Consider the following 12954-nt stretch of genomic DNA (forward strand, 5'->3'; position numbering starts at 1 on the left):
GTCGCCGGTGCCCTGTGGCGTCTATGGCCTCCGACGACGTGCTCGCGGTCGGCGACGGCGTGCCGGACGTGACCGCGGACCTTGTGCGGCACGACGGCAGCGTCGAGACGACTCCACTGGCGGAGCTGTACGCCGACGGGCCGCTGCTCGTCGTCTTCTACACGAACGACTTCAGCCCGGACTGCGTCGACGAGTGGTGTGCGTTCCGGGACTACGGTTGGTTCACGTCGTCGGGTGACGTCTCCGTCGTCGGGTCGAGCAAGTCCCGGGTGGCCACCCACCGGAAGTTCATCGACTACCTCGACATCGACTTCCCGCTGTACTCGGACCGAGACCTCGCCATATCGGACGCGTTCGGCGTCAGCTACCGGACGTTCAAGGTGTTCCCGCGGTCGAAGCGGTCGGTGTTCCTCCTCGACGGCGACGGCGTCGTCCGGTACCGATGGGTGGGCGACCACCCCCTCGACCCGACCCGGGACCAGCCGCCGCTGGACGAGATTCGGGGTGCCGTCGAGGAGCTCTTCGGCGACGAACCGCAGACGTTCGGCTTCAACTAGGCGTCGGTGGGGTCGGTGCGCTCGCGCGTCCAGTCGTCGGTCGCGTACTTCTCGTCGGCGAGTTCGCGGGCGGCGTCGAGCTCGTCGTCGGTCCACTCGCCGACAGACGCGTCACACCACGACTGGAGCGCGTCTTCGAGAGCGGCGACGGCGTCCTCGCGGGAGATGTCGGCCTGCTCGCGGATGCTCGTCACGCGCTCCCGGAACTCGGACTCGCCGACGCCCGGGTCCGCGAACACGCCGAGGTGGTGGTCGACCGCGAGGTCGTAGGACAGCGAGCCGTGCTGGATGACGGCGTCGCGGGTGCGGTACTGGGCGTTCCCGGCGATTTTCTTCCCGCCGGCGACCATGTCGTGGGCGGGGTGGAGCGCGCGCAGGTAACACGCCGGTTCGTGGAGCGCCGGGTGCTCCTCGCCGACGAACTGCGCGTCCACGCCCATCTCGTGGAAGGCGTCGAGGATGGGCTCGCAGAGGAGGTCGTAGCACTCCATCAGGTCCCCGGGGAGTTCGTCGGCCGGCCCCACGACGCTGTAGGAGATGTCCGCGGACTCGTCGTGGTAGATGCCACCGCCGCCGGTCTGCCGGCGCGTCACGTCGACGCCCTCGCAGTCGGCGTACGCCCAGTCGACGGAGTCGGCGGCCTGCCGGTACCCCATCGAGAGCGTCGACGGCGACCACTGGTAGACGCGGACGGTCCGCGGGCCGCCGCCGGCCGCCGTCTCCGCGGCGACCTCTTCGAGCGCCATCTGCATCGGGCCGTCGCGGGCCTGTTCCGGTATCAGTCGCCACTCCCGGTCGGCGAGAGCCATACCACGCGTTCCACGGCGAGTGGCAAAAGCGGTTCGTCACCCTGTGGTCGTGACGAGGCCGGACAGGACCGGACGATTCACCCCTCGGAACTGGCGCGACCGGGTTCGGGTTATATGTACCTGTGCTACGTGCTGACAAAACATGCCAACGTCAGGCGTGGAAGTCGCAACCGACGCATCGCTGCTGGCCGCACAGTCGAGCGCCGTCGACGCGATACGGGACGACGCGCTGCTGAGTTCGTCGCTGTGGGTGAACGTCGCGCTCGCCGGCGTCGCCGTCCTGCTGTTCGTGTACATGGGACGGAACGTCAGGAGCCCGCGCGCACGGTTCGTCTGGGGAGCGACGCTGCTGATTCCGCTGGTGTCGATATCGAGCTACCTGGGCCTGCTGTCGGGACTCACCGTCGGCTTCCTCGAGATGCCGGCGGGCCACGCGCTCGCGGGCGAAGAAGTACTCAGTCAGTGGGGCCGCTACCTGACGTGGGCGCTGTCGACACCGATGATACTGCTCGCACTCGGCCTGCTCGCCGACGTGGACCGCGGGAGCCTATTCACGGTCATCGCGGCCGACGTGGGGATGTGCGTGACCGGGCTGGCGGCGGCGATGACGACGTCCTCGGTCCTGTTCCGGTGGGCGTTCTACGCCATCAGCTGTGCGTTCTTCGCCGTCGTGCTGTACGCGCTCCTGACGGAGTGGACGGCCGCCGCAGCCGACGCCGGGACCGACGAGATATTCCAGACGCTGCGCGTGCTGACTGTCGTCCTCTGGCTCGGCTACCCCATCATCTGGGCCGTCGGCGTGGAGGGACTCGCGCTCGTCGAGTCCGTCGGCGTGACGTCGTGGGGGTACTCGGTGCTGGACATCTTCGCGAAGTACGTCTTCGCGTTCCTGCTGCTGCGGTGGGTGGCGGACAACGAGCAGACCGTGGCGGCCGCCGGGAGCACGCTCGGCACCGCGCCGGGCGACGACTAGCTGCGGCCCGGCGACACTGATAGCCCGCGCTCGCGCGTCGGTGTGCCGAGTCCCCGCCGCGGCCCTGTACTCACGCGAGTTCGGTCTGCTGCTCGAGGGGAATCGCGTCACACGCCACCTCGAACCGCGCCCCGCCGTCCGCCCCATCCGAGAGCGAGACTTCCCAGCCGTGGGCCTGAACGATGTCCTGAACGATTGCGAGCCCGAAGCCCGTGCCGTCCCGGTTCGTCGTGTAGCCGCGCTCGAAGGCCTTCTCGCGTTCCTCCGCCGGAATTCCCGTGCCGCTGTCCTCGACGTAGAAGCCGAACTCGTCGGGCAACGCGCTGACCCGGACAGTCAGGTCGGTCGGCTCGTTGTGCTCGACGCTGTTCCGGAAGAGGTTCTCGAACATGTTGAGCAGGCGATGCCGGTCGCCCGACAGCCGGACCGCGTCACCGACGGCGAGCGACGCCTCGCCGGTGTCGACGTTCGCCCACGCCTCCCGGGCGACGGCCCCGAGATCGACCTCGTCGGTCTCGGTGACGATTTCGCCGGACTGCGCGAGCGCGAGCGAGTCCTCGATGATGTCCTCGATTCGGCCGAGCTGCCGCTGGATGGTGTCGACGGTGTCCGCCTGGTCGCCGTCGACGTTCTCCGCCAGCAGGTCGAGTCGTCCGACCGCGACGTTCAGTGGGTTCCGGAGGTCGTGGGCGACGATGCTCGCGAACTGGTCGAGGCGCTCGTTCTGCCGCTCCAGTTTCCGTTTCCGGCGCTGCTTCTCGGTGACGTCCCGGGAGTTCAGGACGATGCCCTCCACGAACGGGTCGTCGAGGAGGTTCGCCGCTCGCGCCTCGAACACGCGCCACTCGCCGTTCGAGTCGCGGACCCGAACCCGGTAGGTCCCGGTGTAGCCGTAGTCGTCGACGTACTCCGAGAGGTCCTGGGCAATCTTCGCCTGGTCGTCCGGGTGAATGTAGGAGACGACGTTTTCGCCGGTCAACTCGGACGGCTCGAAGCCGAGGACGTTCTCGGCGGACTGGCTGACGTACGTGATCGTCCCGCTCGTCACCGCCAGCCAGTACGTTCTATATCTCGACATAGAGTTTATCAGAGGTGGTGGCAGACCCTGCTACGTTCAGAGCTTCGTTCGCGTCCGCCCCGGAACCGCCTCATCTGGCCCGCTCGCGGGCAAAATCCGAGATGGTCCACAATACCCGCTGGCCGACGCCCGACGCGGCGCTCGAGTGCTCCGCGAGGCTTTTAGGCGGCACCGGCGTAGCGACGGTCGAATGGTGCGGAACGTCGCCGAAGAGATCGCGGACCTCGACGAGGAGGACTTCCACCTGCTGTCGGGCGTCGAACACGGGATGCGGTTCTCGGAGTGGGTGAGCCGGGAGAAGCTCCCGGAGTTCTCGCGACTCACGACCGAGGAAGTCGACTACCGACTCGACCGGATGCTCGACCGCGAGTTCCTCGAACGGAAGACCATCCAGTACGAGGGCGTCCAGCTCACGTTCGCGGGCTACGACGTGCTCGCGCTCCGGGCGTTCGCCGAGCGGGACACCGTCGAAGGATTCGGCGCGCCCCTGGGCGTCGGCAAGGAGAGCGACGTCTACGAGGTGCAGTCGTTCCGCCCGATGGCGCTGAAGTTCCACCGCGAGGGCTACACCCAGTTCCGGGAAGTCCACCGCGGCCGGGACTACACGAGCGAGAAGGAACACACGTCCTGGCTGTACACCGCGCGGAAGGCCGCCGAGCGCGAGTACGACGCCCTGGAGACACTGTACCCCACGGTGAACGTGCCGCGACCCGTCGACCAGAACCGTCACGCCATCGTGATGGAGAAGATCGACGGCACGGAGCTCTCGAAGGCGAAACTCGAACCCGCGCAGGCGAGCGGCGTCCTCGACCTCGTTCTGCGGGAGGTGGCTGCCGCGTACCGCGAGGGGTACGTCCACGCGGACGTCAGCGAGTACAACGTCTTCGTGAACGAGGACGGCGTGGTGCTGTTCGACTGGCCGCAGGCGACCCCGACCGACCACGAGAACGCCCGTGAGTTACTGGACCGCGACGTGGAGAACATCGTTCGGTACTTCCAGCAGAAGTACCCGAGTGACGTTCCGGACGCCGACCTGACCGCCGTCGCCGACGCGGTCGCAGCCGACGATTTCGGCAGCGTCGACGACTACTGACGCCGTTCTGTGTCGTTCGCAGGTTCGTAGCGACCGCTCCGTGCTGCCACCGTATATCGTATGTCGCGATAGCAAATAGGCGACTCGGAGAAGAGAGCCGGGCGACTCGATGCATGTCCTGTGAGTCCGGGCTACCGAGACAGGCGGAATGCTCGCGCACTCACTCGCCGCCCGGAATCAGGTGTATCGACGCGTCCGGAACCAGTACCTGAACGTCCGCGCCGCGTTCGAGGGCCAGCCGGTCGAAGGTCGGTGGACGGACGTTCGCTGTGAGAGTGAGCGGCCCCGCGTCGACGTCGATGTCGACCCGGTACTCACTCCCCTCGTTCAACCACCGGGTGACCGTTCCCGAGACCGCGTTCGCCGTTCGGTCGCCGTCGGCGACGTACGGGGCCTCCACCGCCACCCGTGACGGGTGGATACAGACAGTCACGGCCGACTGAGCGACGTCTGCAGTCGCCGTCTGGAGTTGCACGTCGCCGAACTGGACTGTCGCTCCGTCCGCCGTTCGGTCAGTCACTGTCGCGTCGAAGAGATTCTCGGTGCCGGTGAAGCGCGCGACGAAGCGGCTCGTCGGCCGAGTGAGAACCGTCGACGGCGTCCCGACCTGCTCGAGGGCTCCGTCCCGAACGATGGCGATTCTGTCGCCGAGCGCCGTCGCCGTGCGCTGGTCGTGCGTGACGTAGAGCACCGGGATGTCGAGCGAGGCGAACAGGCTGTGGAGTTCGTCCCGGAGGCGTCTCCGGATAGGCGCGTCGAGACTCGACAGCGGTTCGTCGAGGAGCAACACGTCCGGGTCGGTCGCCAGCGTTCGCGCGAGGGCGACTCGCTGGCGCTCCCCGCCGGAGAGCGTCGGCGGCGTCCTGTCGAGAACGTCGGTCAGTTCGAGCAGCGCCACGAGCTCGTCGACGCGGTCGCTGGTGGTGGCCGCGTACTCGACGTTCTCGCGGACGGTCATGTGTGGGAAGAGCGCGCCTTCTTGGAAGACCATCCCCACGCGCCGGTCTTCGAGCGGGACGCCGACCAGGTCTCGGCCGTCGAGGCGAATCGACCCCGAGTCGGGGCTGGTGATGCCGGCAATCAGCGAGAGCAGCGTCGTCTTCCCGCTGCCGGACGGCCCCAGGACGGCGAGCACTTCGTCGTCGACGGTCAGGTCCACCGGGCCGAAGTCGAACTGTCCGTAGGCCTTGCGCAGCCGAGAGAGTTCGAGTGTCATTCCCATGGGTTGGTGGCGACAGTGTTGAGAATCAACAGCGCCGCGGCGGCGATCAGTACCAGCAGTATCGCGACCGGATAGGCGTTGTCCAGGCCGAGTTGCTTGAACTCGACCCATATCTGGACCGGCATCGTCCGGGGGTAGTACGCCAGCATCATCGTCGCGCCGAACTCGCCGATCGCTCGCGCGAACGCGAGTGTCACGCCGGCGAGAATCCCCGGACCGGCGAGCGGGAGCGTCACGCGCCGAGCGGTCGTCAGGCGGCTCTTTCCGAGCGACCGGGAGGCGTGTTCGAGCGTCTGGTCGACGCTCTCGAAGGCCGCCTTGCCCGTCACGACCACGAACGGGGACGCGACGAAGGTCTGGGCGAGAACTACGCCGGCGAGCGACCGCGTGAGTGGGATTCCCGCGGCAATCGCAGCGTCACCGAGCGGCGAACCGGGGCCGAAGACGGTGAGTAGCACGATGCCGCCGACCGTCGGCGGGAGGACGAGCGGGAGGACAACGAACGCGAGGACGACTTTCGCCACGAACCCGTCGGTGCGTGCGAGCCAGTACGCGAGCGGCAAGCCGAACAGCGCGGCGACGACGGTGCTGATCGACGCCGAGAGCAGCGACGTGGTCGCCGAATCCACGACGGTCGGGCTGCTCATCCGGGCGAGGACGTCCCCGGCCGGGACTGAAACGAACAGGGACACCATCGGCACCACGTAGTACAGCAGCAACAGCCCACCGAGGACGAGCGCGACGTTGAGCCAGTCGAAGCCGGACCCGACTGTGCCCGACTCCGTCGAGTGTGAGCGTGTCGGCATTCAGACGAGCACCGTGATGTCCGAGACCGACGACGACACCGCGTCTGCGGGTCCGCCGAGCCGGGAGTTGTGCTCTGTGGAGTGGTTGGTCGCCGCCCTGACGCGCTGGGGGACGGCACCCGAGTACGCGGGAAGCTGGTCGCGCAGCAGGAAGCCGTGGTCTTCGAGGTACTGCCCGGTGGTGTGGACGTCGAACACGGAGACGGCGGCGTCGCTCACGTGCCGGATGGTCGAGGCGTAGCTGATGACGCCGCCCTGAATTGTCTGCCCGCTAGGCAGCGTGTACGACGCCTCCGAGTACCAGTCCTCGGCGTACGCTGGATTACTCAGATTGACCTGGTCCGGCAACTCGACGTACTCGTAGTCGCGTTCGACGGCCATGTTTCGGTAGGCGAACGCGGCGTCGATGGACCCGGCCTCGAACTGGCTGAGCAGCGACGTTTCGGGGTAGACCTGGTCTCGTTCGAGGATTCGGTCGACGAGGTTCGGCGCGCCGTCGTAGTACCGCGAAGCGAGTTCGAGTGCGAATCGCGTGCGGTACCCCAGCGGGTCCTGGTCGGGGTCGGTTCGGCCGATAGCCACGTCCCCCTCGACCATCGGTTCGTACCAGCGCTCGGACCCGGCTTCGGCCAGACGCTCCCCGCCGGCGGTGTCCGGATTGTACGCGACGACGACGGCGTTGCTCGTGAACACCGAGTGCCACGACGGAGAGAGCGGCGCTTCGAAGAGCGCCACGTCGGCGACAGATACGATGTCGGGGTCGCGTTGCCCCTCGTCGATCATCCGAGCGACAGTCGCGGACCCGTGCGCTTCGATTTCGACGGGGACGTCGACGGCGGGCCTGAGGCCGTTCGCCAGCGCGTTCTGGAGACTGCCGGCGGCCAGAATCGCGATCGTCGTCGATTGACTCCCATCGCTGTCGCGCCAACCGGTACAGCCCGCAGTGCCAGCAACGGCGGCGGTTCCGGCCGCCCGGAGAAAGCGTCGACGGGTGGTCGGGGAGCGGTCAGTCACTATCACACACGAAGCGGTGTTTGGTGCAAAAGCTTATCTCAAAGATATCTGTTTGTGGGCGCTGCCGTTTGTCGACGCTCACTCGGGGAGCGAGTTTTCCCGGTGGAGTGCAACGTCCCCGCATGGGCAACGCCGACGATGGCGGCAGCGGCGACGAGAGTGGCGCGCGAGTCGTCGTCGAGCACGGGGAAGGCACTACGGAGATTACCGCGACAGCGGGCGGACCACTCAGAGACGCCCTGCTGGCGGCCGATCTGTCGCCGTACTCGGCCGTGACTGCACGAGCGAACTGTGGCGGGCGCGGGCTGTGTGCCACCTGCGGCGTTCGGCTGCACGGCGACCGCGAACCGGCCCACTGGCACGACCGACTGGCAGCCCGATTCGGCTACCCGCGGCTGTCCTGTCAGGTGCCCGTCGAGGACGGGATGGTCGTCGAGTTACTGCCGGACAAGCGCGTGTGGGGCGGCCGCGAGTGAGTTCTGCACCGACGACCCACGCGCATTTATAGGGTGGCCCGGTAACGTGACCGTAACTCGGGGGACCAATCGTATGGAACGCATCGCTGTGGCGGTAGTCGCCCTCCTCGTGGTCGCCGCCGGCGTCGTCGCGCCCGTGGCCGCAACCGACCCGAACGACGAATCGGCGTCGCTCGGAGAGAACTACGTCACGGTCACGCGCGGCGACAGCGTCGACATTTCGGTGAGTCACTCGACAGACGCGAACCTCACCATCGGTGGTTCGGGCGACGGCTTCGAAGTCCGGATTCCGCTCGGTGGGTCCGGGTCCAATACGATCACGCTGGACACGTACAACACGACGAGCATCAACCCCGCTGACTTTCTCTCCGTGGACGGTGCGGAGCTGAAAAGTGCACCCATCGACCAGGCACTCGAACCCGGGCAGTACACGCTGTCCGTGACCGTGGAGGGCCAGGAACTGGCTCGCGGCACGCTAGCGGTACAGCCGCGTACCGAAACCACCGGCAAGATGGGGATCGCGCCCGACGACCTCGACTTCGAGGAGGCGAGCGTAGGTGAGGCCTTTGATGCCATCACCGAGCGGGACACCGTAGCGCGCAGCGACTACGCCGCAGTGGTCGTGAACGAGAGCGGGCTGTCGTGGGCGCTGCCGGAGTCGGGAGTCGACGTCCGGCTGAACGACGATATCGACGTGACAATTTCGGAGCTCGACCCGGAGCCGAACACGGTCGCCGAGACGTACGGGCGAGGTCAAGTGGACGTCGTCTCACGCGTGGGTGACACCGGCGAGTTCGCCGTGCTCTGGGACACTACCGTTCCGGTCACGCGGAACTCGAACAACACCTACGAACTCCGGCTGACGCTCAGTGCGTCGAGCAATCTCGTCGAGGAAGACGAGACGCTCGTCCGCGAGCGCGTCCGCGTCGTGAACCCGAGCGTCGGACTGACGGGGTCGCCGTCGTTCACGCTCGCTCCCTGGGACAACGGGCGACTGGAGGTCACGGGACAGACGAACCTCGCTCCGTCGACGACCCTCGACGTGCGCGCACTCCAGGAGGAGTCCCCGCAGAAGCTCTGGCGGAACGTCGTCACCGTCGCCGAGGACGGCAGCTTCAGTACCGCGTTCGCGTTCGGCACCGCGAACGTGCCCGGTGAGCTCCCGCTGTGGGTGCTCGGCCACCGCAGCCAGAGCGAGGAGACCGTCTCGCTGACGCGCGCTGACGCCGCCCTGTCGTTCGCCGACCAGCAGGCCGACGAGCAGTCGGTGGTCGTCGAGAACGTCTCGCTGTCCCACGGCGGGTTCGTATCGATCACGGGGAACATCACCGGCAACGGCACCAGCACCGTCGGCGTGTCTCGACACCTCGGGGCCGGCGACCACGGGAACGTGAGCGTCCCGCTCGTCGACCCGCTGGAGAACGAGACGACGCTGACCGCGACGGCCGTCGCGGACGCGAACCGGAACGCGAGCCTCGACGACGGCGACGTCGCCTACGAGGTCGACGGAACCGTCGTCGCGGCGAACGCGAGCGTGCGGCCGTCGCCGGAACCAGTCGACAACACGACCACGACGACGAGTGCGTCGAACAACACGACCACAGCCGCGACCACGCAGCGGTCGCTGGACACCGAGGAGTCGGTGCCGATGACGCCGAACCAGGCGAGCGGCGGCGGTTCAGGCGGAACAGTGCCGCTGTCGCCGGTGCTGGTGGTGGTGGCGCTGGCAGCGAGCGCACTGCTCGCGGGGAGAGAGTGACCCCGACAGTTTATGGAGGGCGGGCGCACTCCTTGCAGGTGAACGAGCGCTGTATGAACGGACTGGCGCGGCACACGGGGGGTCGGTGATGTTCGAGGAGATGGACGAGTCGGCGTTCCCCGAGTTCCTCGCGGCGTTCTGGGGGGAGAAGGGCTGGGACGCCTCCGTCACGCCGAACGACGACGGGACGTACCTCGTCGCCGGCGACAGGGACAACGGGAAACGCGGCCTCATCGGAGTCCGGCCGGCCGAGGACACGGAGGTCGACGCCTCCGAGGTGGAGGACTTCGCGGCGTTCTGCGAGCGGAAGGGCGTCGACGTCCGAGTGATGGCGACCCGCGGTCGATTCACGACGGGCGCGCGGAGCGCCGCGGACGCCGCCGACGTCCACCTCCTGGACCCGAACGAACTCGCGACGTCGGTCCGGGACGAGGACGCCGAACACCTCCTCGACGACTTCGAGACCGGCGGCGGCGGTGGTGGGCTGCTCGGCCGAATTCCGTCACTGCCGGTGTCCGTGCCGGCCGGTATCCCCGTGGTGCCGATTCTGGTGGCGGCGCTGGTGGTGGTGGCGGCCGTGTTCGTCGGGCCGACACTGCTGGGTTCGGTTCCGTTCATCGGGAACGGTAGCGGCGGCGGTGCGAGCGGACCGGCCGTGACGGCGCTGTCGCTGTCCGACGCGAACCAGACGGTCGCCGACGTGACGTGGGACGTTCGCACGCAGACGGACCTGGGGAACTACTCGGCACCGTCCGGGAAGACGTTCATCGTCGTGCAACTGAACGTGTCGTCGACCGGGAACGGGGACGTGGATTTGCGCGACGAGCACTTCGCGCTGGCGGTCAACGACACGTTCCGGTCGGTGCAGTCGTTCGAGAACGAGAGCCGGTCGTTCCGGTCGGCCCAGTTGCCGACGCTGGTGTCGTCCGGAGAGTCGGCGCGCGCCGTCGTGGTGTTCGTGGCACCGGAGTCGTTCGACGGCGCGACGCTCGTGGAGACCTACGAGGGACCGGGGCTGCGCTTCGAGCGCGCGGACCTCGCGTTCGACGTGGCGTAGTTCCGAAGTTCTTAACCCCGGCGGCGAAGTAGCGGTGAGTAACTCGCTGGCGGCGGGCTCCAGTGGGCTCCTGAACACTCAGGACGGGATGTGATTCTCGGGTGACCGAGAATTGAACCACGCAAGCGCCCGCGGACAACTATGGCACGAAGCGTCTACTCTCACATCAAGGAAGCGTGGCGGGACCCGAGCGACGGGAAGCTCGCCGAGCTGCAGTGGCAGCGCAAGCAGGACTGGCGGAAGGAGGGCGCAATCGAGCGCGTCGACCACCCGACCCGGCTGGACAAGGCCCGCGAACTGGGCTACAAGGCCAAGCAGGGCGTCGTGGTCGTGCGCGTGAGCGTCCGGAAGGGGACCGCCCGGAAGTCCCGCTTCAAGGCGGGTCGCCGCACGAAGCGGCAGGGTGTCAACCGCATCGGTCGCGCGAAGAACCTCCAGCGCATCGCCGAGGAGCGCGCGAGCCGGAAGTACGTGAACCTCCGCACCCTGAACTCCTACTGGGTCGGGGAAGACGGCTCGCAGAAGTGGTTCGAAGTGATTCTGCTGGACCCCGAGCACGGCGCAATCCAGAACGACGACAGCCTGAACTGGATCTGCGACGAGTCCCAGAAGAACCGCGCGTTCCGCGGGAAGACGAGCGCGGGCCAGCGCGGTCGCGGCCTCCAGAACCGCGGGAAGGGCACGGAGCACGTGCGTCCGTCCTCGAACGCGGGCAAGCGCCGCAAGTCGTAACCACCGATTCTCTTCCGTTTTCTCCGACTGCGTAGCGACAGCGCCGCGGGCCGGCGGCGTGGTCGCATCGGTTCGTCCTCCACGGCCGTGTGCGGCGGTGAGCGCGGAGCGTGGCGCTCGCGGCCGTTAATCTATCATTAACGACCCGCACAGTTTTGTGGGCGCGCGGCGACGGTGTGGACTACTACCATGGCCATCGACGCGAACTTCGAACAGAACCGACAGCAGGTAGATACGCACATGGGCCACGACGTGTGGGGGCCAGTCGAGGAGCCGGAGAAACTCGGGATTCACGGCACCCACGTCGCAGTGGACTTCGACGTCTGCATCGCGGACGGCGCGTGCGTCGAGGACTGTCCCGTCGATGTCTTCGAGTGGGTCGATACGCCCGACCACCCCGAGAGCGAACTCAAGGCCGACCCCGCCAACGAGAGCCAGTGCATCGACTGCATGCTCTGTGTCGACGTCTGCCCCGTCGACGCCATCGACGTCGACGCCGGCCGGGCGGGGAGAGCGTAGCGATGCGGACAGTCACACTCACGAAGGGCGTCCCGGACTTCCGAGAGGGGCAGGTGTCCTTCGACGAGGACGGCCACCTCGAACGCGGGGACACACCGACCGTGATGAACCCGAACGACGAGCCCGCGCTCCGGGCGGCCCTCCAGACGAAAGTCCGGCACGGCGGCACGGCGAGCGTGATGAGCATGGGGCCGCCGGGCTACGGTGACGTGCTCCGAGAGGCGATGGAGACGGTGTACGCCGACGACCTCTACCTGCTGTCGGACCGCGAGATGGCGGCCGCCGACACGTGGGCGACCGCCATCACTGTCGCGACCGGCATCCGCCGGCTGGACGAACGGCCCGACCTCGCGTTCGCGGGGTTCAAGACCGCCGACGGGGAGACCGGGCACACCGGCCCGCAGACGGCGTGGTGTCTCGGCTGGCCGCTGGTCACGCACGTCGTCGCGCTCGACGTCGACACCGACGAGGGGGTGCTCCGGGCGAAGCGCCTCGTCGCGGGCGACGTGGACGAGATAGAGACCGTCGAGGCACCGCTGCCCGCGTTCGTCGTCACCGACCCCGAGTTCGACCCGTCGTATCGGCGCGCCGAACACCGGCTGACGCACAAAGACCGCCGCGAGGAGACGCGGGGGCGGGCGGAAGACCACGAGGAACACATGACGGTCTGGGACCACGCGGACCTCAACCTCGACCCGTACTTCATCGGGCTGGACGGCTCGCCGACCATCGTCTCGGGCGTCGACCCGATTCCGAAGGCACCCGCCGAGCGGGACGCCACGGTGGTCGACCCGGCGGACGCCGACGAGATGGGCGCGGTCGTGGACGAGATGGCGCGGTTCGCGGGGGGTGACTAGCG

14 protein-coding genes are annotated in these 12954 nt (G+C 67.8%); 9 read left to right on the forward strand and 5 right to left on the reverse strand.

Annotated elements, in window-relative coordinates:
- The first annotated feature begins 23 nt into the window (after nucleotides 1-23).
- Nucleotides 24-557, forward strand: coding sequence for a redoxin domain-containing protein (locus BMW35_RS06625; RefSeq protein ID WP_089668585.1), 534 nt, complete (start codon nucleotides 24-26; stop codon nucleotides 555-557).
- On the opposite strand, the gene BMW35_RS06630 is transcribed toward BMW35_RS06625, so the two are convergent.
- Nucleotides 554-1366 carry a lipoate--protein ligase family protein gene (locus BMW35_RS06630; RefSeq protein WP_089668586.1) on the reverse strand — a complete coding sequence of 271 codons (813 nt, stop codon included), beginning with the start codon at nucleotides 1364-1366 and terminating at the stop codon, nucleotides 554-556. The genes BMW35_RS06625 and BMW35_RS06630 overlap by 4 nt on opposite strands.
- 142 nt (nucleotides 1367-1508) lie before the next feature.
- On the opposite strand from BMW35_RS06630, the gene BMW35_RS06635 reads away from it, so the two are divergent.
- Nucleotides 1509-2339 (forward strand): bacteriorhodopsin, encoded by an 831-nt coding sequence (locus tag BMW35_RS06635; protein ID WP_089668587.1) that lies wholly within the window; start codon nucleotides 1509-1511, stop codon nucleotides 2337-2339.
- 70 nt (nucleotides 2340-2409) lie between these two features.
- Here the strand turns inward: BMW35_RS06635 and BMW35_RS06640 are convergent, their stop codons facing one another.
- Entirely contained in the window at nucleotides 2410-3387 is a 978-nt protein-coding gene (locus tag BMW35_RS06640; RefSeq protein ID WP_245708145.1) for a PAS domain-containing sensor histidine kinase, read from the reverse strand.
- Between the two features lie 220 nt (nucleotides 3388-3607).
- Here BMW35_RS06640 and BMW35_RS06645 point away from each other — a divergent pair, with 220 nt between their 5' ends.
- Nucleotides 3608-4510 (forward strand): serine/threonine-protein kinase RIO2, encoded by a 903-nt coding sequence (locus tag BMW35_RS06645; protein WP_089668589.1) that lies wholly within the window; start codon nucleotides 3608-3610, stop codon nucleotides 4508-4510.
- Between the two features lie 160 nt (nucleotides 4511-4670).
- On the opposite strand, the gene BMW35_RS06650 is transcribed toward BMW35_RS06645, so the two are convergent.
- Genes BMW35_RS06650 through BMW35_RS06660 form a run of 3 tightly spaced genes read right to left on the reverse strand, consistent with a single transcriptional unit; the run spans nucleotide 4671 to nucleotide 7552 of the window.
- A complete protein-coding gene (locus BMW35_RS06650) occupies nucleotides 4671-5726 on the reverse strand; it encodes an ABC transporter ATP-binding protein (protein WP_089668590.1) in 1056 nt (351 codons plus the stop codon).
- A complete protein-coding gene (locus BMW35_RS06655; protein WP_089668591.1) occupies nucleotides 5723-6538 on the reverse strand; it encodes a molybdate ABC transporter permease subunit in 816 nt (271 codons plus the stop codon). The genes BMW35_RS06650 and BMW35_RS06655 overlap by 4 nt, the downstream gene beginning before the upstream one ends.
- Nucleotides 6539-7552: an extracellular solute-binding protein gene (locus BMW35_RS06660; RefSeq protein ID WP_218138594.1), complete on the reverse strand. Its 1014-nt coding sequence runs from the start codon at nucleotides 7550-7552 to the stop codon at nucleotides 6539-6541.
- 122 nt (nucleotides 7553-7674) lie between these two features.
- Here BMW35_RS06660 and BMW35_RS06665 point away from each other — a divergent pair, with 122 nt between their 5' ends.
- The 6 genes from BMW35_RS06665 (at nucleotide 7675) to BMW35_RS06690 (ending at nucleotide 12952) form a co-directional block, all read left to right on the forward strand.
- Entirely contained in the window at nucleotides 7675-8028 is a 354-nt protein-coding gene (locus BMW35_RS06665) for a 2Fe-2S iron-sulfur cluster-binding protein (RefSeq protein WP_089668593.1), read from the forward strand.
- Nucleotides 8029-8101: 73 nt separating this feature from the next.
- Nucleotides 8102-9787, forward strand: coding sequence for a DUF7282 domain-containing protein (locus tag BMW35_RS06670; RefSeq protein WP_089668594.1), 1686 nt, complete (start codon nucleotides 8102-8104; stop codon nucleotides 9785-9787).
- A gap of 88 nt (nucleotides 9788-9875) precedes the next feature.
- Nucleotides 9876-10844: a restriction endonuclease gene (locus BMW35_RS06675; protein WP_089668595.1), complete on the forward strand. Its 969-nt coding sequence runs from the start codon at nucleotides 9876-9878 to the stop codon at nucleotides 10842-10844.
- 141 nt (nucleotides 10845-10985) lie between these two features.
- Nucleotides 10986-11576: a 50S ribosomal protein L15e gene (locus BMW35_RS06680; RefSeq protein WP_089668596.1), complete on the forward strand. Its 591-nt coding sequence runs from the start codon at nucleotides 10986-10988 to the stop codon at nucleotides 11574-11576.
- A 189-nt stretch (nucleotides 11577-11765) separates the two neighbouring features.
- A complete protein-coding gene (locus BMW35_RS06685) occupies nucleotides 11766-12095 on the forward strand; it encodes a 4Fe-4S dicluster domain-containing protein (protein WP_089668597.1) in 330 nt (109 codons plus the stop codon).
- 2 nt (nucleotides 12096-12097) lie between these two features.
- A complete protein-coding gene (locus BMW35_RS06690; RefSeq protein WP_089668598.1) occupies nucleotides 12098-12952 on the forward strand; it encodes an electron transfer flavoprotein subunit beta/FixA family protein in 855 nt (284 codons plus the stop codon).
- Nucleotides 12953-12954: the final 2 nt, after the last annotated feature.

Source organism: Halobacterium jilantaiense (assembly GCF_900110535.1).
GTDB lineage: Archaea > Halobacteriota > Halobacteria > Halobacteriales > Halobacteriaceae > Halobacterium > Halobacterium jilantaiense.

What these genes read in the sequence shown, in the direction of transcription:
- BMW35_RS06625 (WP_089668585.1), top strand. Translation starts at nt 24, where the DNA reads ATGGCCTCCGACGACGTGCTCGCGGTCGGCGACGGCGTGCCGGACGTG.
- BMW35_RS06645 (WP_089668589.1), top strand. Translation starts at nt 3,608, where the DNA reads ATGGTGCGGAACGTCGCCGAAGAGATCGCGGACCTCGACGAGGAGGAC.
- BMW35_RS06635 (WP_089668587.1), top strand. Translation starts at nt 1,509, where the DNA reads ATGCCAACGTCAGGCGTGGAAGTCGCAACCGACGCATCGCTGCTGGCC.
- BMW35_RS06650 (WP_089668590.1), bottom strand. Translation starts at nt 5,726, where the DNA reads ATGACACTCGAACTCTCTCGGCTGCGCAAGGCCTACGGACAGTTCGAC.
- BMW35_RS06655 (WP_089668591.1), bottom strand. Translation starts at nt 6,538, where the DNA reads ATGCCGACACGCTCACACTCGACGGAGTCGGGCACAGTCGGGTCCGGC.
- BMW35_RS06665 (WP_089668593.1), top strand. Translation starts at nt 7,675, where the DNA reads ATGGGCAACGCCGACGATGGCGGCAGCGGCGACGAGAGTGGCGCGCGA.
- BMW35_RS06685 (WP_089668597.1), top strand. Translation starts at nt 11,766, where the DNA reads ATGGCCATCGACGCGAACTTCGAACAGAACCGACAGCAGGTAGATACG.
- BMW35_RS06670 (WP_089668594.1), top strand. Translation starts at nt 8,102, where the DNA reads ATGGAACGCATCGCTGTGGCGGTAGTCGCCCTCCTCGTGGTCGCCGCC.
- BMW35_RS06630 (WP_089668586.1), bottom strand. Translation starts at nt 1,366, where the DNA reads ATGGCTCTCGCCGACCGGGAGTGGCGACTGATACCGGAACAGGCCCGC.
- BMW35_RS06690 (WP_089668598.1), top strand. Translation starts at nt 12,098, where the DNA reads ATGCGGACAGTCACACTCACGAAGGGCGTCCCGGACTTCCGAGAGGGG.
- BMW35_RS06675 (WP_089668595.1), top strand. Translation starts at nt 9,876, where the DNA reads ATGTTCGAGGAGATGGACGAGTCGGCGTTCCCCGAGTTCCTCGCGGCG.
- BMW35_RS06680 (WP_089668596.1), top strand. Translation starts at nt 10,986, where the DNA reads ATGGCACGAAGCGTCTACTCTCACATCAAGGAAGCGTGGCGGGACCCG.